This window comes from Streptomyces stoeckheimensis (assembly GCF_045822005.1).
Classification (GTDB): domain Bacteria; phylum Actinomycetota; class Actinomycetes; order Streptomycetales; family Streptomycetaceae; genus Streptomyces; species Streptomyces stoeckheimensis.
The window spans coordinates 7,601,047-7,620,134 of record NZ_CP169550.1 but is presented as its reverse complement, the minus strand read 5'-3'; the positions used below and the strand labels follow the sequence as shown (position 1 = coordinate 7,620,134).

Genomic DNA, 19,088 nt, shown 5'->3' with positions numbered 1-19,088 from the left:
TGTCGCAGCCGGGGCCACGACACGCGAAAACGGGGAGGAACCACCCATGTCCACACTGGCAGTTGGAACCACCGAAAGCATCGACACCACCATCGAGACCGTCACCGCCCGCCGGATCATCGACAGCCGGGGCAACCCCACGGTCGAGGTCGACGTCGTCCTGGCGGACGGGTCACTGGGGCGCGCGGCCGTCCCCTCGGGCGCCTCCACCGGCGCCCGGGAGGCCGTGGAGCTGCGCGACGGGGACTCGACGCGCTGGCACGGCAAGGGCGTCGACCAGGCGGTGGCCCACGCCAACGGGGAGATCGCGGCGTCCGTTCGCGGCCGGGACGCTGCGGACCAGGCCGGCCTCGACGCCGCCCTGATCGCCCTCGACGGGACGGCCACGAAGTCGCGGCTCGGCGCCAACGCGATCCTCGGCGTCTCCCTCGCCGCCGCCAAGGCCGCCGCGGCGGCCCACCGGCTGCCCCTGTACCGCTACCTCGGCGGCGCCGACGCCCACCTCCTGCCGCTGCCGATGATGAACATCGTCAACGGCGGAGCCCACGCCGACAATCCGCTGGACTTCCAGGAGTTCATGATCGCGCCCGTGGGTGCGGACACCTTCGCCGAAGCCGTCCGCATGGGCAGCGAGGTCTTCCACACCCTGCGCCGCGACCTCCTTGCCGCCGGCCACTCCACGGGCGTCGGCGACGAGGGCGGCTTCGCACCCGCGCTGCGCACCGCCGAGGAGGCCCTCGACTTCGTGATGGCCGCCATCGAGCGCACCGGCTACCGTCCCGGCACCGACATCGGCCTGATCATGGACCCGGCGTCCTCCGAGTTCTTCTGCGACGGGGTCTACGACTACGCGGGCGAGGGAGTGCGCCGCACCCCCTCGGAGAACGTCGACTACCTGGTCAAGCTCATCGACTCCTACCCGGTCCTCTCCATCGAGGACCCGATGGCGGAGAACGACTGGGCCGGCTGGCGCGAGCTGACCGCCCGCGTCGGCGACCGCTGCCAGCTCACCGGCGACGACCTGTTCTGCACCAGCGAGACCCTGCTGCGCGAGGGCATCCGCACCGGCGCGGGCAACTCGATCCTGATCAAGGTCAACCAGATCGGCACCCTGACCGAGGCGATGGCCGCCGTCGCCACCGCCCACCAGGCGGGCTGGACGGCCGTCATGTCGCACCGCTCGGGCGAGACGGAGGACACCACCATCGCGGATCTGGCGGTGGCGTCCGGCTGCGGTCAGATCAAGACCGGCTCGCTCTCCCGCTCCGACCGGACGGCCAAGTACAACCAGCTGATCCGCATCGAGGAGGAGCTGGGCTCCTCGGCCCGCTTCGCCGGCCGCTCCGCGCTGCGCGGGGCGTGACCGAAAGGGCCCCGCCCGCACCGGTGGGTGCGGGGCCCGTGACGGCTCAGTGGCTCAGTGGGCGTGGCCGTCGGCGTGCGAGGGGGCCGCAGGAGCGGGCTTCGCGGTGGGCGATGCCCCGGGGGCGGGGGCTCCCGGGCTCGCCGGGGCCGTGGTGGGGGCAGGGGCGTGGTCGTCGGCCTCGGGCTCTCCGGCCGTGCCGTGGCTGTGGCCGCCTGCGGACGTGCTCTCCATGGAGGCCGCCACCTCCCGCAGGCCGAGGAAGGCGACGGTCGCGGTGACGAGCACCGCCAGACCGACGACGCCGAAGATCCGGCGCGCCGGCGTGTCCGCGTCCTTGATCACGTAGGCGACGAAGGAGACGACGAGTCCGGCGGGGACGAGGACGGCTCCGCGGGCGGGGAAATCGTCGAAGTGCTGGAGGCCGCCGCTGAGCATGCCGATGCCGAAGGACAGCAGCAGCGAGGCACCCATCACCAGCAGCAGCCGGGGCAGCCCCGGGCGCTCCCTGGTGAGCACGAACTCGTTGAGGACGGTCGCGGCGAGGAAGACGAGGGCGCCGTACGCGGCGATGCGGGTGTAGCGGTCGGGGTCGAGCGGGTGGTGGACGACGGCGCCGCTGATGAGGCCGGCGCCGACGAAGTAGCCGACGTAGCCGAGGTACCGGGCGGCCAGGGACCGCCTCCGGGCCATGCTGGAGCGGTGCTTGCGCCGGGCGGCGCGTCCCGTGGCGGCAGATTCCGGCGAGGTGTCCGCGGTCCGGGCGCCGAAGAGCTGGGTCGAAGTCACGTGCGAGTTCCTTTGGTGCTGCGTGCATGGCTCATCGCCCGGTCGACCGCGCGAGGGCGGCCCGGGGTCTGCCATGAGAGTCAGGTCAGGTCAGAACGGGGCAAAGCGCCCGGTCCTATACCTGCTGCACCACGGAGCCGAGGACGCTGCGCAAGGGCGGAAGGCCGGACGGGACGGTCCGCACCCACAGGGCCGACCGCATCGCGCCGGCGGCGGGCGACAGGGCGCCGAGGGGAACCAGCGGCGGCACGGGCAGCTCCGCACCCTGCTGGGGGTGACCGGAGACGCACGCCTCGGCGGCGTGCCCATGCCCACTGCCGCCGCCGTGCCCGTGGGGCGCCTCGGAGGCGCCGGAGTCGGACATGTCGGCGGCGCCGGAAGCACCGGAAGCACCGGGGGCTTCGACCCCGATGGCATCCAGGTGGGCGACGGGGACGACCCCGCGGGCGACGTGGGCCGTGGCGGTGTCGGCTCCGGCGGCATGCGTGTAGAGGAACGCGAACAACAGGGCCGCCAGCCACAGCAGTCGCAGCGCACCCGCCGGACGGCGGGCCCGCTTCGCACTGGATGCAGCTCCGGCCGTGATCACGCCCCGACCCTATCCGGCGGCCGGAATCCGCTGCGCGGCAGCCCCGTTGACACCAGGCGTACGTCCGGGGCGGTTTCGGTGCACGCACGGACCACGCCCCGGCGCCAAGACTCCACGAAATGCCTCACATCCGGCATTTCGCCGCCCGCTCGCGCGGCTCCCGTGGTTGCATCCTCTATCAGTGGGGTGCGCTCACCGGGACCTGGAGGAGGCTGGATGTCCGGCTCGGCCGACGACCCCGGGCGCCTGCGGGCCCGCACGGGACGACGCGGGCGGAGATCCGCGTTCCATCGCCCCAGGCGCGCGATGCGCAGGGATCTGGCCCAGCTCGTCTGCGCGGTCGCCGGGGTGACCCTGGGGGTGCTGGTCCCCAGGCTCTCCCTGGGCCCTCAGGTGGACGCGGGACCCGTGGTGACGCTCCTGTTCACCCTCGGATTCGGTGTCATCAGCCTGGTGAGCATCATCTACTCGATGCTGTTCCTCGTCATCCAGTTCTCCGCCACCACCTTCACTCCGCGCCTCGGTCTCTTCCGGGACGACCCGATCGTGTGGCGCACGTTCGCCTTCACCGTCGGCGTGTTCGTCTTCTGCATCACCTCGGGGCTGGCCGTCGGCGCCCGCAGGGCGACCGTCTCGACACTCGTTCCCGGCGCCGCCATGGTGCTCACCCTGGTCGCGCTCGCTCTCATGCGGTCGCTGCAGACGGGAGCGTTCCGATCGATCCAGCTCGGCCATTCCCTGACCGCGATCGCCGCGCGGGCACACCGGCTGTTCGACGACCTGTACGTACGGCCGTACGCCCCGGGCACGTCACCAGACCCGGACCCGGGCCCGGACCCGGCGGCCGGGACCACCACCGTCCTGTGGTCCGGACCGGCGGTGGTGATCCAGCAGATCGACGTACGCACCCTGGTCGGCGCGGCCAGGGAGCGCGACTGTTCCATCGCCTTCCTCCTCCCCCCGGGAACGACCGTGTCCCGGGGCATGACACTGGCCGAGGTGACCGGCGGCGACGTACCCGAGGCGGTTCTGCGCGGCGCCCTGGAGACCGGGGTCGAGCGCACCTTCGACCAGGACCCCGACCTGCCCTTCAGGCTCCTCGCCGACATCGCGCTGCGCGCCCTCTCCCCGGCCGTGAACGACCCGGCCACGGCGGTGGAGAGCCTGGACCGCATCGAGGACCTGCTGAACCGCCTCGTCGGCCGCGAGCTGAGCATCGGTCACTTCACCGACGGGAGCGGCCGGTTGAGGGTGACGGTCCCGGTGCCCGACTGGGAGCGGTACCTGCGGACGGCCGTCGACGACGTCCTCTACGCCGCCACGGGCTCCCCGATGGCACTGCGCAGGATGCACGACCTGCTGGCCGGGCTTGCGGAGCGGGCCCCGGAGAGCCGGCGCGGTCCCGTACGGGACCGGCTCCGGTGGGTCGACCGGGCCGGGCGCGAGAGGTACCCGCTCGCCTGGCCGGGCGGGGCCTCACCCGGAGGTGCGAGCCGCGCCCCCCGGCGCGCCTGAGCGGCCGATGCCGTCGAAGGCGTTGACCTGGGCGGTGGGGACGTGGCTCTCGTTGGCCTCGCTGCCCCGGCCGAAGTGGTTCAGGAGCAGGTTGAGGAGGACGGCGACGAGGCATCCCGCCGTGATGCCCGACCCCAGCACCAGGGCGACGGGCGCGGGGAGCCGCTCGTAGAAGTCGGCCGATGCGACGGGGAAGAGACCGAAGGCGAGGGCGACGGACACGATGATGCCGTTGTGCCCGGTGGCGAGGGAGGCCTTGGCCAGGGTCCGGATCCCGGCGACGGTGATCGAGCCGAAGAAGACGACCGCCGCCCCGCCGAGCACGGGCAGCGGCACGAGCGCGACGAGCGAGCCCAGGACCGGCACGAGGCCCATGAGGGCCAGGATCGCCCCGCACAGGGTGACCGCGTACCGGCTGCGGATGCGGCTGATCGCGACCAGGCCGACGTTCTGCGCGTAGGCGGTGCTCACGAAGGCCCCCAGAACACCGCCGAGTGCGGTGCCCAGGCCCTGGGCGCGCAGGCTGCCCGCGATGACGCGGGCGTCGACCGGTCGGTCGACCACCGATCCCACCGCGACCAGGGACGCGGTGGATTCCGTCATGGAGACGAGCATCACGACGAGCATGGTGGCGATGACCGGCACCTCGAACTGCGGGGCACCGAAGGCGAACGGTTCCGGGAGCGCGAACAGCGGTGCCTGGGAGAGGGCTTGGAACTCGACCTTGCCCATCGGCACCGCGGCCGCCGTGCCGGCGATGAGACCGAGCAGGATGGCCACCCGTTGCAGGAAGCGTCCGCTGAGGAGCCGGTGGAGGAGGAGCGTGACGGCGAGGGTTCCGGCGGCGAGCGCGAGGTTGGACGGCGATCCGTAGCCGGAGGCCCCGGGTTCGCCGCCCCGGGCCCATTCCCCGGCCACCGGCAGCAGCGAGAGTCCGACCAGCGTGATGACGGAGCCGCTGACGACGGGCGGGAAGAAGCGCAGGAGCCGGCAGAAGGCCGGGGCCAGGAGGAAGCAGACGAGCCCGGCGACGAGGGTGGCGCCGAACACCAGGGGCAGGGTGTCCTGCCCCCGTGACACGGAGGCGGCCAGGACCGGTGACACGACGGCGAAGGAGACGCCGTTGGTGACGGGCAGTCCGGCCCCGACACCCCAGAAGCGCAGGGTCTGGGCCACGGCGGCCAGGCCGGCGACGACCAGGCTCGCGGCCAGCAGCGCGGTGAGCTGCGCCGCGGTCAGGCCCAGGGCGCCGCCGATGATCAGCGGGGGCGCCGCGAGGCCCGCGTACATGCTGGCCACGTGCTGCAGGGCGGCGGGGACCATCCGCCGCATGGGCAGCACCTCGTCCGCGGGATGGACGGGGCGGGGCGAAGTGGAGCGTTCGGGTCTGGATTCGGGCGTACCCTCGCCGCGGCGCTGCGCGCGGACGGCCTGGGCACCGCGCTGAGCCCCCTCTTCAACGGATTCGCCGCCAGCGCCTTCGCGCAGAACGTCGGCCTGGTCGCCATCACCAAGGTCCGCAGCCGCTACGTCGTGGCCGCGAGCGGCGGCATCCTCATCCTGCTGGGCCTGTGCCCGTTCCTCGCCTCGGTCGTCTCGCTGGTGCCGCAGCCCGTCCTCGGCGGCGTCGGCCTCGCCCTGTTCGGCACGGTGGCCGCCAGCGGCATCCAGACCCTCGCGCAGGCCGGCCTGGAACGCGGTGACAACGTCCTCATCGTCGCCATCAGCCTCGGCATCGGTGTGATCCCGATGGCCAGCGAGGGCTTTTACCACGGCTTCCCCGAGAGCATGCGCATCATCCTCGACTCCGGCATCAGCACCGGCTGCGTCGCCGCGGTGCTGCTCAACCTCGCCTTCAACCACATCGGCCGCAGCGACAAGGACGACGCCCCGGAAAGGGAGCCCGCCTCCGCCGTGTCCGTGCACTGACGCAGGCCGGCCGGCGCACGGGCATCCCGTACGCCGGCCGTCCTGCGGGGAATCAGGCGTTCGGCCGGATTTCCGAACGCACCCGGCGGGCCGCTTCGACGAGGTGCTCCAGCGAGTCCTTCGTCTCGGGCCAGCCGCGGGTCTTCAGCCCGCAGTCGGGATTGACCCAGAGGCGTTCGGCGGGGATCGCCCCGAGTCCCCTGCGCAGCAGGGTCGCCGCTTCACCGGCCGAGGGGACGCGGGGAGAGTGGATGTCCCAGACTCCGGGGCCGACCTCGCGCGGGTAGCCCGCGCCGGCGAGCTCGTCCGCGACCTGCATGTGGGAGCGGGCCGCCTCCAGGCTGATGACGTCGGCGTCGAGGTGCTCGATGGCCTCGACGATGTCCCCGAACTCCGCGTAGCACATGTGGGTGTGGATCTGGGTGTCCGGTCGGACGCCGCTGGTGGTGAGGCGGAAGGATTCCGTGGCCCACGCCAGGTAGTCGGCGTGGTCGGCGGCGCGCAGCGGCAGCGTTTCGCGCAGGGCGGGCTCGTCGACCTGGATGACCGACGTACCGGCCGCTTCCAGGTCGTCGACCTCGTCGCGCAGGGCGAGTCCGACCTGGCGCGCGGTCTCGCCGAGGGGCTGGTCGTCGCGTACGAAGGACCAGGCGAGCATGGTGACCGGACCGGTCAGCATGCCCTTGACCGGCTTGGCCGTCTGCTGCTGAGCGTACGTGGTCCAGCGGACGGTCATCGGGTCGGGACGGGAGACGTCCCCGGCGAGGACCGGCGGGCGGACGTAGCGGGTGCCGTAGGACTGGACCCAGCCGTGCTGGGTGGCGAGGTATCCGGTGAGCTGCTCGGCGAAGTACTGGACCATGTCGTTGCGTTCGGGCTCGCCGTGCACGAGCACGTCGAGGCCCGTCTTCTCCTGGAAGGAGACGACCTCGCGGATCTCGGCGCGGATCCGCTCCTCGTAGGCCGCCGTGTCGATGCGTCCGGCGCGCAGGTCGGCGCGGGCGGTGCGCAGCTCCGTGGTCTGCGGGAAGGAGCCGATGGTGGTGGTGGGAAGCAGCGGCAGGCCTAGGTGGGCGCGCTGGGCGGCGGCCCGTTCGGCGTAGGGCTGGGCGCGGTGTCCGTCGGCCTCGGTGATCGCTGCGGTGCGGGCACGGACGGCCGGGTCGTGGGTGATCCGGGAGGCGGTACGGGAGGCCAGGTCGGCCCGGTTCGCGGCGAGTTCGGCGGCGATCGCGTCGGTGCCCCCGGCCAGTCCGCGGGCCAGCGTGCTGATCTCGGTGGCCTTCTGTCGGGCGAAGGCGAGCCAGCGCCGGACCTGCGGATCGGTGTCCCGCTCGGCGTCGGCGTCGATCGGGACGTGCAGCAGGGAGCAGGAGGCGGCCACGTCGACCCGGCCGGCGAGGCCGAGCAGGGTGCCGAGGGTGGTCAGTGACTTCTGGTGGTCGTTGATCCAGATGTTGCGGCCGTTGACCACGCCCGCGACCAGGCGCTTGCCGGGGATGCCGCCGACCGCGGCGAGGTCGTCGAGGTTGGCCGCGGCCCGGTCGGTGAAGTCGAGGGCGAGGCCCTCCACGGGCGCCTTCGCCAGGACGTGCAGGGCGTCGCCGAGCCGGTCGAAGTAGGAGGCGACGAGCAGCTTGGGGCGCTCTGTGAGGCCGCCGAGTTCGCGGTAGGCGCGGGCCGCCGCGTTCAGTTCGGCCGGTGTGCGGTCCTGGACCAGGGCCGGTTCGTCGAGCTGGACCCATGCGGCGCCCGCCGCGCGCAGGTCCGCGAGGACCTGCGCGTAGACGGGGAGCAGCCGGTCGAGCAGGGTGAGCGGCTCGAAGCCGGCGGCCACGCCGGGCGCGGGCTTGGCGAGGAGGAGGTAGGTCACCGGTCCGACCAGGACCGGGCGGGCCGTGTGGCCGAGGGCCAGGGCCTCCTTCAACTCGGCCACCTGCCGGGCGGGTTCGGCGGTGAAGACGGTGTCGGGCCCGAGTTCGGGGACCAGGTAGTGGTAGTTGGTGTCGAACCACTTGGTCATTTCGAGCGGGGCCACGTCCTGGGTGCCGCGGGCCATCGCGAAGTAGCCGTCCAGGGCGTCCGCCGCGACGGCGGACCGGTGGCGGTCGGGGATGGCGCCGACCATGACCGTGGTGTCCAGGACGTGGTCGTAGTACGAGAAGTCGCCGGTCGGAACCTCGGTGATGCCGGCCCCGGCGAGCTGGGCCCAGTTGGTCCGGCGCAGGTCGCGGGCCGTGGCGCGGAGGGCATCGGCGGTGACGCGGCCCTTCCAGTAGCCCTCGACGGCCTTCTTCAGTTCCCGGTTCTGTCCCTGGCGGGGGTAGCCGTACACGGTGGCCCGTACGGGCGCGGCTGCGGACTCGGTGGTCACGGAACTCTCCTTCGCGAGCGTGTCTCCATGAACCCGGTGACGGGTCGCGGAGGCGAAGGGTGCCGGAACGGGCGGACCGCCGGGGTCGCGTACGGCCGGGTACGCGACGGGAGGATCCGCCTGAGGTGCACGCCGACCCGCCCACGAGGTCACCGGGAAACCGTGCGCGGTCGATCGCGCACGGGCAACGGGCAGGTCTTCGGACTCGCGGGCTCGCCTGCCGGTCTCCCGGCGGGCTCCTAATGGCCGTCGCTTCCCAGGACCGGTTCCGGTCCCAGTGCGTATGACGGCGGTCGTTCCCGCTCACCGCTGCGGGGCAGTCCCGGATTCCCACCGGGTTCCCTCTTACGACGCATCCCGCCTGGCGGACGGGGGCGAACCAGCTGCGAGGCCCACAGTAGGGCGGGCGGCCGCGGAATGAACACGACTTCCCACATGTCGGACGGTGAAATGAGACACGGTGGACCTCGGCCCGGCCGCGCGGCGCTCTGCGGCCGCCGGACTATTTCTCCCGCTCGTGGTACGTCTTGCGGGTGTGCTCCGTGTGCGCGCGCATGATCGCGGTGGCGGCCTCCCCGTCCCGGTCCGCGATCTTCGCGTGGAGCCGGGCGTTCGTCGCGACGGCGGTGTCCACGTCGTCGGCGGCGACGGCCCGCTCCCCCTGGGCGCACAGCTCTTCGAGCGCGGCGAGGGCCTCGGCGTCGGCGTGTGCGGCGGCCAGCCGGGCGGCTTCGACCTCCAGGAGCGTGCGGACCGTGAGGAGCTGGTCCGCCTCCTCCTCGGTCGGCTCGTGCACGAACGCCCCCTGGGCGGGCCGCAGATCGACCCATCCCTCGGTGCTCAGGCGCTGCAGCGCCTCCTGCTCGCCGCCATGAACGCCTCGAACGGCGCGCTCGTCGCCACCCTGTCGACGGACGACAAGGCGACCTACGACCGACTGGCACCGCAGATCCGCGCGTTCAAGGTCGGCCACGGCACACCCCGTTCCCGCGGGGACCGCGAAGAACTCTTCGGCGGCTTCGGCGCCTCGTGGCGCGGCGCGTTCGTCGGTGGAGAGCTGCTGGTCCGCGCGGTGACCCGGGGCCCGGCTGACGAACGCCTGCCGGGCAACTTCCCCGACTACCACCTCATGCCGTGAGCCCGAGTACCGCCGAACGGGCAAATGACGCTGACGGCTCGGCAGGTGACCAAGAGTCACCATCACCCTAATTGTGGTCGATTGTCCGAATGTGGGTTGTACTGGACGCCAAGCAACACCATCCATGAACTGGAGCGTTACGTGGCATCCACCACTCTCACCGTCTGGAAGTTTCCCACGCCCGAGGGGGCCCAGCAGGCGGAGTCCGTCCTGCTCGCCCTGCAGAAGGAACAGCTGATACAGGTGCACGACGCCGCGGTCGTCACCTGGCGCGAAGATGCCAAGAAGCCGAAGACCCAGCAGCTGAACAGCCTCACGGGAGCCGGTGCGCTCTCCGGCACCTTCTGGGGGATGCTCTTCGGACTCCTGTTCTTCGTGCCGCTGCTCGGCGCAGCCGTGGGTGCGGCGGCCGGGGCCATCGGCGGATCGCTGTCCGACGTCGGCATCGACGACCAGTTCATCGACGGGGTGAAGTCCGAGGTGAAGCCCGGGACTTCCGCGCTGTTCCTGCTCTCCTCCGACGCCGTGGTCGAGCGGGTGCGCAACGCCTTCCCGGGCGGCCAGGCGCAGCTGGTCCGCTCCAACCTCTCCGGTACGCAGGAGCAGCAGCTCCGCGAAGTCTTCGCGGCCTGAGCACGCACCACCCGAGTCGACTCCGCGGCCCGGGACCGGTGGACTCCTCCCCCGGTCCCGGGCGTAAGGAGCGGGCGACCCAGGCCGCCTCGGAGCTCTGCACCGGTCTCTCCCCCCTGAAGGGGGACCCAGCTGAAGCCCCAGATCCAGAAGATCGACGAGACCCTCGTCGCGGCCTCGGCCGGTGTCACGTGCCCGTGACCCCCACGAGGATCCGCGGCGCCTGCGGCATCCTGCTCGCGGCGGCCGCACTCGCCACGACGACCGGCTGTTCCTACTCCGACGGCAACGCTTCGGCCGGAGTGTCGGAGGCGGCCTCGGCCACCGCGGCCGCGAAGAAGAAGCTGGACGAGGACACGGTGGTCGTCACCGTGTCCGACGTGCCCGCCGGGCAGTCCAAGGACGCGAGCCGATGGCCGCGACCGCGTAGGAACTACGCCCTGCCGAGAGGAGGCGATCGCCCCATGGATCACAGTCCGAGTCCACTGAACCGGCCGCGCCGCGTCGCCTCGCCCTCCGCCGCGCTCTGAGCCGCACCTCAGCGTAGCCAGAGCTCTCTCCACCCTCCCCCGACGGCCCCTCGCGCTCTCCGCCCAGCATGAACGTCAACACCGCCCTCACCACCGCCACGACCACCGAAGAGCAGGCACAGACCCTGGCCGTCCTGCACGAGATCCCGACGAACTCCGCGATGTCAACAAGGACATGGACCGCCTGAACTCCCTGACCGAGGATCAGGTAGGTCAGGTCAGGTCCACCGTCGAGAACCGCAAGCTGACGGCGCTGACGCTGATGGCTCCAGGAAGCCCTAGACCGCGCCGGCAGGCGCGGGCAGCGGCGGGAGGGCCGGAGTGGAGAGCCAGGCCGCGAACAGGTCCTCCAGCGGTCCGGTCGCGAAGCGCGCCGCGTGCGCGGTGAACCCGGCCGTGGTGACCACGCCGTGGCGGTTCACGGTGGCCCACTCCCGCAGCATGCGGAAGAACGGGCCGTCGCCCAGCGCACAGCGGATCGCGTGCACGGCCAGCCCGCCGCGCTGGTAGAGGCGGTCGTCGAACATCAGCTTGCGTCCCGGGTCGGCCAGCAGGAGGTCCTGCGGCTGTCCGGACAGCAAGCGGTGTGCGGCGGCCGCCAGTTCGTGCGCGGTGCGACCGCCGGAGCGCTCCGACCAGAGCCATTCCGCGTACTTCGCGAAGCCCTCGTTGAGCCAGATGTGCCGCCAGTCGGCGATGGTCACGCTGTTGCCGAACCACTGGTGCGCGAGCTCGTGGGCGATGAGCCGCTCGGAGCCCCGTACGCCGTCCACGTGGTTGGCGCCGAACAGGGACAGCCCCTGCGCCTCCACCGGCACGTCCAGCTCCTCGTCGGCGACGACGACGGCGTACTCGCCGAAGGGATAGGGGCCGAACAGCTCCTCGAACAGCTGCATCATGGCGGGCTGCCGCGCGAAGTCGCGGGAGAACCGGGGCAGCAGGTGCGCCGGTACGTGGGCGCTCTGCGGGACCCCGCCGAGCCCGGGGTCGCCGAGCAGCACCGTCTGGTACATGCCGATGGACAGGCCGACCAGGTACGTGGACGTCGGCGCCGGCTGCTCGTACACCCAGGTGGTCGTGGAGGCGCGCGTCGTCCGTGTGAGCAGCCGGCCGCCGGCGACGACGGTGTAGGCGGAGGGCGTGTTGACCGAGATCTGGTACGAGGCCTTGTCCGCGGGCCGGTCGTTGCAGGGGTACCAGGAGGGCGCGCCGACCGGCTGGCTGGCCACCAGCGCGCCGTCGGTCAGTTCCTCCCAGCCGAGCCCGCCCCAGGGGCTGCGCACCGGGGTGGGGTTGCCCGCCCAGTGCACCTCCACCGTGAAGGCGGATCCGGCGGGCAGCGGCTTGGGCGGCCGGACGCGGAGTTTGCCGCCGCGGTGGCTGTAGTGCGGCGCCCGGCCGTTCACCAGGACCCGGCCTATTTTGAAATCGGCCAGGTTGAGGTGGAACTCGCTGAGCGGCGCCCGCCCGGCGATCGCGCTGAGCCGGGCCGTCCCGGCGAGCCGGTTGGGGCCGGGCCGGTACTCCAGAGCGAGTTCGTACCGGTGCACGCGGTAACGGGGGTCGCCGTTGGCCGGAAAGTACGGGTCCGATGCCGCTGTCTTCTGGCCGTTCACTGCCGCTTCCGCTCCCTGCGTTGTGCTCGTACGACGTGCTGGTGGTGCCGGGCCCGTCCTGTCGGACCCGCCCGTCAGGGCCGCCACGCCTCGATCGGGTTGCCCAGCCAGCGGGTGTCGGCGGGAACGGATTCCCCGGCCATCACGAGGGAGGCGGGACCCAGTGTGCTGCGGGCCCCGACCGTGCTCCCGGGCAGGACGATTCCACCCGGGCCCAGGGTGGCGCCCTCACGCAGGACCACAGTATCCGTCCTCAAGATCCGGTCGTGGAAGAGGTGCGTCTGCAACACGCAGCCACGGTTCACGCTGACCGCGTCGCCCAGGGCGACCAGGTCGGTCTCGGGCAGCCAGTAACTCTCGCACCACACGCCCCGGCCGATCCGGGCACCGAGTCCGCGCAGCCACAGGGACAGCACCGGCGTACCGGGCACCGAGCCGACCAGCCACGGCACGGCCAGGACCTCGACGAAGGTGTCGGCCAGTTCGTTGCGCCACACGAAGCCGCTCCACAGCGGGTGCTCCCCCACCCGGTGGCGGCCCACCAGCAGCCACTTCGCGGCCGCGGCGACCACGCACGCGGCCACCCCGGCGGCGAGCAGGACCGCCCCGGACAGCAGCGCGGTCCCCCACGGGCCGGGTCCGTCCGCCCCGGCCAGCGCGCAGAACGCCGCCACGGTCAGGACGCCGAGCGCGGCCGAGCAGAACACCGGGACGAGCCGGCACAGCTCGACCAGCCCGCGCGCCCACAGCAGCCGCGCGGGCGGATCGTACGTCCGGCTCTGGTCGGCGTCGGCGGCGGATCGCGGCAGCCGCACCGGCGGCAGGCCGAGGTAGGAGCTGCCCTTCTTGGCCTTCTTCGGGGTGGCGGACAGGACGCCGACCAGCCCGTCGTCCGGCACGGAGCGGCCCGGCGCGGTCATTCCGGAGTTGCCGAGGAAGGCCCGGCGGCCGATCTCGGAGTGGCCGATCCGCAGCCAGCCGCCGCCCAGCTCGTAGGGGGCGGTCAGGGTGTCGTCGGCGAGGAACGCGCCCTCGCCGACGGTGGTGAGGCTCGGCAGTGCGAGCACCGTGGACACCTCGGCGCCCCGGCCGATCTTCATGCCGAGGAGCCGCAGCCACACGGGTGTGATCAGCCCGGCGTACAGGGGGAAGAGGGTTTCCCGGGAGAGGTCCATCAGCTGGGTGACCGTCCAGGCCTGCCAGCCGATCCTGCTGTGCGTCGGATGGGTTCCCGTGCGCAGCCCGAGGCTGAGGAGGCGTACGGAGACCAGGAGCAGGGCCGCGTACGCGAATCCGAAGGCGAGCGCCCCCGGCACCACGGCGAGCAGCGCTCCGGCCAGGGCCCGGCCGAGTCCGGCGTCGGCGGGCACGAACCGGCCGGCCACGAGGAGGGCGGGCAGGGCGGCGAGCACGGGCAGGGAGGTGAGGCAGAAGCCGGCCGTCCCGTAGGCGGCGCGCCAGAACAGACCGCGCGGCGGGCGCTCCTTGGGCCAGTTCCGCTTGGCCTTGCCGAGCTTGCCGGCGGGGGCTCCGGCCCAGCGCTGGCCGGTCGGGATCTGGCCGACGACGGCGGAGCCGGGGGCCACCTCGGCCCGCTTTCCGACGCGGGCGCCGGGGAAGAGGATGCTGCGGGTGCCGACGACGGCGCCCGCGCCGACCTTGACGGCGCCGATCTCCAGCCGGTCCCCGTCCAGCCAGTGGCCGGAGAGGTCCACCTCGGACTCCACGGCGCAGCCGCGGCCGAGCTTGAGCATGCCCGTGACGGGCGGCAGCGAGTGCAGGTCCACCTCGGGACCGATCTTGGCGCCCAGCGCCCGTGCGTAGCGCTCCAGCCAGGAGCCGGTGAGCGAGGTCGCGCCGGAGTACTCGGCGAGCCGCTCGGCCGTCCACAGCCGCAGGTGAACGTTTCCGCCGCGCGGGTGGCGCCCCGCCTTGACCCCGCGCAGCAGCAGCCGGGCGCCGCCGGCCGCGATCGCGAGGCGGCCGGGCGGGCTGAAGAGCAGGGCGGCGCCGGCGGCGACGAGCCACCAGGAGGCGGCCGGCGCCCACGGATAGGCCCCGAACCAGTGCAGTACGTTGCCCAGGGCGAGCAGCGCCACCGTCCAGCGCAGGCCGATCAGGGTGAACAGCGGGAGCAGCAGCAGGGTCTGGATGACCTTGGTCCGCAGCGGCACGGGCACGATGGTCCGCACCGAGCCGTCGTCCTGGGCGGACTTCTCCAGGTGCCGGGCCAGCTTGCGCAGGGTGGGCTGCTGGTAGATGTCGAGGACGGCCGCGCTCGGGTAGCGGGTGCGCAGCCGGGTGGTGAGCTGGGCGGCGGCGAGGCTGTTGCCGCCGATCGCGAAGAAGTCGTCGGCGGCGCCGGTGACGGCCACGCCCAGGGTCTCGCTCCACTGCTCGGCGAGCCAGGCCTCGGTCCCGTAGAGCTGCTCGGTGGGGCCGCTGGTCTCCAGTTCCGGGAGCGGCCAGGGCAGGGCGTTCCGGTCCACCTTGCCGGAGGTGCGGGTGGGCAGCTCCTCCACCGGTGCGAGCAGCGGTACGAGGGCTGCGGGCAGCTCGGCGCGCAGCCGGGTCACGGCCGCCGCATGGTCCCAGCCGTCCTGGGTGACCAGGTAGCCGACGAGGAGCTGGTTGCCGCTGCGCGCGGTGCGGACGGCGGCGGCCGCGCCGGCGACGCCGGGCAGGGCCTGGAGGGCGGCGTCCACCTCGCCGAGCTCGATGCGGCGGCCGCCGAGCTTGATCTGCTCGTCTCCGCGGCCCAGGAAGACCAGCCCTTCGGGTTCCGCTCGGACGAGGTCGCCGCTGCGGTAGGCGCGCTCCCAGCCGAGGGATTCCAGCGGGGCGTACTTCTCCGCGTCCTTCTCGGGGTCGAGGTAGCGGGCCAGACCGACGCCGCCGATGACGAGCTGGCCGCTGCCGCCCATGGGCACCGGTTCGCCGGATTCGTCGACGACGGCCAGTTCCCAGCCGTTCAGCGGGAGGCCGATCCGGATCGGTTCCTCGCCGGTCAGGAGGGAGGCGCAGGCGACGACAGTGGCTTCGGTGGGGCCGTAGGTGTTCCAGACCTCGCGGCCCTCGGTGACCAGGCGCTGGGTGAGCTCGGGCGGGCAGGCCTCGCCGCCGAAGATCAGCAGCCGGACCTCGTTGAGGGTCTCGGGTTCCCACAGTGCGGCCAGGGTCGGCACCGTGGAGACCACGGTGATCTCCTGCTCGGCCAGCCAGGGGCCGAGGTCGGCGCCGCTGCGGACCTGGGAGCGGGGGACGGGCACGAGGCAGGCGCCGTAGCGCCAGGCCAGCCACATCTCCTCGCAGGAGGCGTCGAAGGCCACAGACAGTCCGGCCATGACCCGGTCGCCGGGGCCGATCGGCTCCTCGGTGAGGAACAGCGCGGCCTCGGCGTCCACGAAGGCGGCGGCGCTGCGGTGGCTGACGGCCACGCCCTTGGGCTTGCCGGTGGAGCCGGAGGTGAAGATGATCCACGCGTCGTGTTCGGGTCCGGGGCGGGCGGCGGGGGCGGCATGCCCTCGGGAGGGTCCGGCGTCCTTGCCCGGCGCGGCGACCTCGATGCGCTGGTCGGCGCCCAGCACGGCCCGTACTCCGGCCTCGCCGAAGACCAGGTCGGCCCGCTCGTCCGGGTCCTCGGCGTCCACGGGCACGTAGGCGGCGCCGGCCGCGAGAACGGCCAGGATGCCCGCGTACAGCTCGTTGGTCCCCGACGGCACGCGTACGCCGACCCGGTCGCCGAGCCCCACTCCGGCGGCCGCGAGGGCCCGGCGCCGGCGCTCCACCTCGGCGGCGAGCGCCCGGTAGGTCAGGCGGGTGGTTCCGTCGTCCAGGGCGAGCTCGTCGGGGTGGGCCCGTACTGAGGCCTCGAAGATGTCGACCAGAGTGCGCGTCGGGGCGGCGGATCCGGCGGAGAACCGGGCCGATTTGCCGGACTCCTCGGGCCGCTCCCCGACGTGCCCGGCGTCGGCCGCGGCCCCTTCGCCGAGCCCGGTCCCGTCGTCGAGCAGAGTGACTTCACCGTGCTCTGGTGTGGCTGCCATCGGCCCTCGCGTCGTGTTCCCGGAAGCCTCCGGGTCGCCGGGCGGAGCCCGGGTCTGCCCAGGTTGTTCCGGTCCAGCGCCAAACAACCCGCCAGTCTAGTGCGACATCGAGGATTTTCTGGTTCAAGCCTTGCGCTTGGCCGGGAAGGGACGGTACAAGGCGGCGCGCCGCGGACGGGAAACCGGTCCGCGGCGCGCTTGGTGAGCGGGAGCCCGGCCTCAGCGGCTCGCGAGGAGTTCGAGCGTGTCGATGACGCGGTTCGAGAAGCCCCACTCGTTGTCGTACCAGGCGACCACCTTGATGTGGCGGCCTTCGACGCGGGTGAGCTGCGAGTCGAAGATGGACGAGGCGGGGTTGCCCGTGATGTCGGAGGACACGAGCGGGTCGTCCGAGTACTCCAGCACGCCGGCGAGCGGGCCCTCGGCCGCGGTGCGGTAGGCCGCCAGGACGTCCTCGCGGGTCACGTCGCGGGCGACGGTGGTGTTCAGCTCGACGATGGATCCCACCGGAACCGGGACGCGGATCGAGTCGCCGGAGAGCTTGCCGTCCAGGTTCGGCAGGACCAGGCCGATGGCCTTGGCGGCGCCCGTCGTGGTCGGCACGATGTTCACGGCGGCGGCGCGGGCGCGGCGGGGGTCGCGGTGCGGACCGTCCTGGAGGTTCTGCTCCTGCGTGTAGGCGTGCACGGTGGTCATGAACCCGTGCTCGATGCCCGCGAGTTCGTCCAGTACGGCGGCCAGCGGCGCGAGCGCGTTGGTCGTGCAGGAGGCGTTGGAGACGATCGTGTGCAGGGCCGGGTCGTAGGAGTCGCTGTTCACGCCGAACGCGAGCGTGATGTCGGCCCCGTCCGCCGGTGCGCTGACGAGCACCCTCTTGGCCCCCGCGTCGATGTGCGCGCGGGCCGCCTTGGCCGTGGCGAAGCGGCCGGTCGCCTCCAGCACGATGTCCACGCCGAGCTCGGCCCAGGGCAGTTGCGCCGGCTCGCGCTCGGCCAGCACCTTGATGCGGCGGCCGTCGACCACCAGGACGTCCCCGTCCACGGTCACCGGGCGGCCGAGGCGGCCAGAGGTGGTGTCGTAGGCGAGCAGCCGCGCGAGGGTGGCGGGCTCGGTGAGGTCGTTGACCGCGACGACCTCGAGCTTGCTGTCCCGTTCGAGCAGCGCGCGAAGCACGTTGCGTCCGATGCGGCCGAATCCGTTGATGGCGATGCGAGTCATGGTGTCTCCCTTGTCCCTGTCCCTTGGGTGCGTCACCAGGTTCGCCGGTCGGGGGCGCCCGCGACAGCGGCGCGATCGCCACGGTCCGCAAGGATCGCGCCACGAGGCGGCCGGAGGGTGGGGGCTCCGGGCCGTCCTCGTCAGTCGCCCCTGCCGCCTCTCCCCCGGTCACCGCCCCCGTCACTCGCCCTGGGCGAACGTGCGCCGGTACTCGCTCGGCGTGGTCCGCAGGATGTGCTGGAAGTGCAGCCGCAGGTTCGCGCCGGTGCCCAGGCCCACGTCCGCGGCGATCTGCTCCACGCTCCGCTCCGAGAGCTCCAGCAGTTCGCGGGCCACGTCGATGCGGGCGCGCATCACCCACTGCATCGGCGTGTACCCGGTGTCCTCGGCGAACCTCCGCGAGAACGTGCGCGGGGACACCGCCGCGTGCTTGGCGAGCACCTCCAGGGTGAGGGGTTCGCCGAGCCGGTGCAGCGCCCACTCGCGGGTGGCGGCGAACCGCGGTCCGAGCGGCTCGGGCACGCTGCGCGGGACGTACTGCGCCTGGCCGCCGCTGCGGTAGGGGGCCGCGACCAGCCGCCGGGCCGTGTGGTTCGACGCCGCCACGCCGAGGTCGCTGCGCAGGACGTGCAGGCACAGGTCGATGCCCGAGGCGGCGCCGGCGGAGGTCAGCACGGAGCCCTCGTCGACGAACAGGACGTTCTCGTCGACCCGGACCAGCGGCCACTTCGCCGCGAGCGCCCGGGCGTAGTGCCAGTGTGTGGTGGCGCGCTTGCCGTCGAGCAGGCCCGTGGCGGCGAGCGCGAAGGCTCCCGTGGAGATGGCAGCGAGCCGGGCGCCCCGTGCGTGGGCGGCGATCAGTGCGTCGACGACGGCCCGCGGGGGGTCCTCGCGGTCGGGGAACCGGTAGCCGGGGACGAAGACGGTGTCGGCCCAGGCGAGGGCTTCGAGGCCGTGGGCGACGGCGTACGACAGGCCGTCACCGCCGGTCACGAGTCCCGGAGCGGCGCCGCACACCCGGACCTCGTAGGGCATGCTCGCGCGGGTCGTGAACACCTGCGCGGGGATGCCGACGTCGAGGGGTTTCGCCCCCTCGAGGACGAGGACGGCGACGTGGTGGGGGCGGGAGGCTGGCACCGCGACATGCTTCCGAAGGGGCGGGAAGCTTGTCAAGCGTCAAGGTTAGTAAACCTTCCGATTGAGATAACCACCTATCAGTTGGTCCAGACCTGTTGACGGCGGTCCTTCCGGAGGATTAGGTTCCCGGCCACGAAGCGGATACGTCGTCAACTCCCCACGCCCGCCCGGCCACAGGGCTCCCCATCCACGGGCCCGCCGCCCCGTCCCC

Annotated in this window: 12 protein-coding genes, 3 pseudogenes and 1 riboswitch; of the genes and pseudogenes, 6 read left to right on the top strand and 9 right to left on the bottom strand. The window is 72.8% G+C overall.

What is annotated here, in order from left to right; all coding sequences use genetic code 11:
* Window positions 1-46: 46 nt before the first annotated feature.
* Window positions 47-1,363 carry a phosphopyruvate hydratase gene (gene eno / locus ACE1OC_RS34585; protein WP_407840278.1) on the top strand — a complete coding sequence of 439 codons (1,317 nt, stop codon included), beginning with the start codon at window positions 47-49 and terminating at the stop codon, window positions 1,361-1,363.
* A 54-nt stretch (window positions 1,364-1,417) separates the two neighbouring features.
* On the opposite strand, the gene ACE1OC_RS34580 is transcribed toward eno, so the two are convergent.
* Complete coding sequence (locus tag ACE1OC_RS34580) at window positions 1,418-2,152, bottom strand: hypothetical protein (RefSeq protein WP_407840277.1); 735 nt, start codon at window positions 2,150-2,152, stop codon at window positions 1,418-1,420.
* Between the two features lie 115 nt (window positions 2,153-2,267).
* Entirely contained in the window at window positions 2,268-2,741 is a 474-nt protein-coding gene (locus tag ACE1OC_RS34575; protein WP_407840276.1) for a hypothetical protein, read from the bottom strand.
* A 306-nt stretch (window positions 2,742-3,047) separates the two neighbouring features.
* On the opposite strand from ACE1OC_RS34575, the gene ACE1OC_RS34570 reads away from it, so the two are divergent.
* Window positions 3,048-4,256, top strand: a complete 1,209-nt coding sequence (locus ACE1OC_RS34570; protein ID WP_407840275.1) for a DUF2254 family protein — start codon at window positions 3,048-3,050, stop codon at window positions 4,254-4,256.
* Here ACE1OC_RS34570 and ACE1OC_RS34565 read toward each other — a convergent pair.
* Window positions 4,218-5,588, bottom strand: a complete 1,371-nt coding sequence (locus ACE1OC_RS34565) for a nucleobase:cation symporter-2 family protein (RefSeq protein ID WP_407840274.1) — start codon at window positions 5,586-5,588, stop codon at window positions 4,218-4,220. The genes ACE1OC_RS34570 and ACE1OC_RS34565 overlap by 39 nt on opposite strands.
* Window positions 5,589-5,654: 66 nt before the next feature.
* On the opposite strand from ACE1OC_RS34565, the pseudogene ACE1OC_RS34560 reads away from it, so the two are divergent.
* Window positions 5,655-6,185 (top strand): annotated as a pseudogene (locus ACE1OC_RS34560) (solute carrier family 23 protein); the annotation flags it as partial.
* A 52-nt stretch (window positions 6,186-6,237) separates the two neighbouring features.
* On the opposite strand, the gene metE reads toward ACE1OC_RS34560, so the two are convergent.
* Both metE and ACE1OC_RS34550 read right to left on the bottom strand, forming a co-directional pair.
* Window positions 6,238-8,559, bottom strand: a complete 2,322-nt coding sequence (gene metE, locus ACE1OC_RS34555; RefSeq protein WP_407840273.1) for a 5-methyltetrahydropteroyltriglutamate--homocysteine S-methyltransferase — start codon at window positions 8,557-8,559, stop codon at window positions 6,238-6,240.
* 172 nt (window positions 8,560-8,731) lie between these two features.
* Window positions 8,732-8,958: riboswitch (cobalamin riboswitch) on the bottom strand.
* A 103-nt stretch (window positions 8,959-9,061) separates the two neighbouring features.
* Window positions 9,062-9,421, bottom strand: a pseudogene (locus ACE1OC_RS34550) (FCD domain-containing protein); the annotation flags it as partial.
* Here ACE1OC_RS34550 and ACE1OC_RS34545 point away from each other — a divergent pair.
* The 3 genes and pseudogenes from ACE1OC_RS34545 to ACE1OC_RS34535 all read left to right on the top strand — a co-directional run.
* A pseudogene (locus ACE1OC_RS34545) lies at window positions 9,419-9,697 on the top strand (aldehyde dehydrogenase family protein); the annotation flags it as partial. The pseudogenes ACE1OC_RS34550 and ACE1OC_RS34545 sit on opposite strands and share 3 nt — an antisense overlap.
* Window positions 9,698-9,838: 141 nt before the next feature.
* Window positions 9,839-10,330 (top strand): DUF1269 domain-containing protein, encoded by a 492-nt coding sequence (locus ACE1OC_RS34540; RefSeq protein WP_407840272.1) that lies wholly within the window; start codon window positions 9,839-9,841, stop codon window positions 10,328-10,330.
* A gap of 197 nt (window positions 10,331-10,527) precedes the next feature.
* On the top strand, window positions 10,528-10,860 hold the full coding sequence (locus ACE1OC_RS34535; RefSeq protein WP_407840271.1) for a hypothetical protein: 333 nt from the start codon (window positions 10,528-10,530) through the stop codon (window positions 10,858-10,860).
* A 278-nt stretch (window positions 10,861-11,138) separates the two neighbouring features.
* Here the strand turns inward: ACE1OC_RS34535 and ACE1OC_RS34530 are convergent, their stop codons facing one another.
* The 4 genes from ACE1OC_RS34530 to ACE1OC_RS34515 form a co-directional block, all read right to left on the bottom strand.
* Window positions 11,139-12,476, bottom strand: coding sequence for a M1 family metallopeptidase (locus ACE1OC_RS34530; RefSeq protein WP_407840270.1), 1,338 nt, complete (start codon window positions 12,474-12,476; stop codon window positions 11,139-11,141).
* 74 nt (window positions 12,477-12,550) lie between these two features.
* A complete protein-coding gene (locus tag ACE1OC_RS34525) occupies window positions 12,551-16,522 on the bottom strand; it encodes a Pls/PosA family non-ribosomal peptide synthetase (protein ID WP_407840269.1) in 3,972 nt (1,323 codons plus the stop codon).
* Window positions 16,523-16,741: 219 nt separating this feature from the next.
* Window positions 16,742-17,740: a type I glyceraldehyde-3-phosphate dehydrogenase gene (gap, locus tag ACE1OC_RS34520; RefSeq protein WP_274547608.1), complete on the bottom strand. Its 999-nt coding sequence runs from the start codon at window positions 17,738-17,740 to the stop codon at window positions 16,742-16,744.
* Window positions 17,741-17,920: 180 nt separating this feature from the next.
* Window positions 17,921-18,877, bottom strand: coding sequence for a GlxA family transcriptional regulator (locus ACE1OC_RS34515; protein WP_407840268.1), 957 nt, complete (start codon window positions 18,875-18,877; stop codon window positions 17,921-17,923).
* Window positions 18,878-19,088 lie beyond the last annotated feature (211 nt).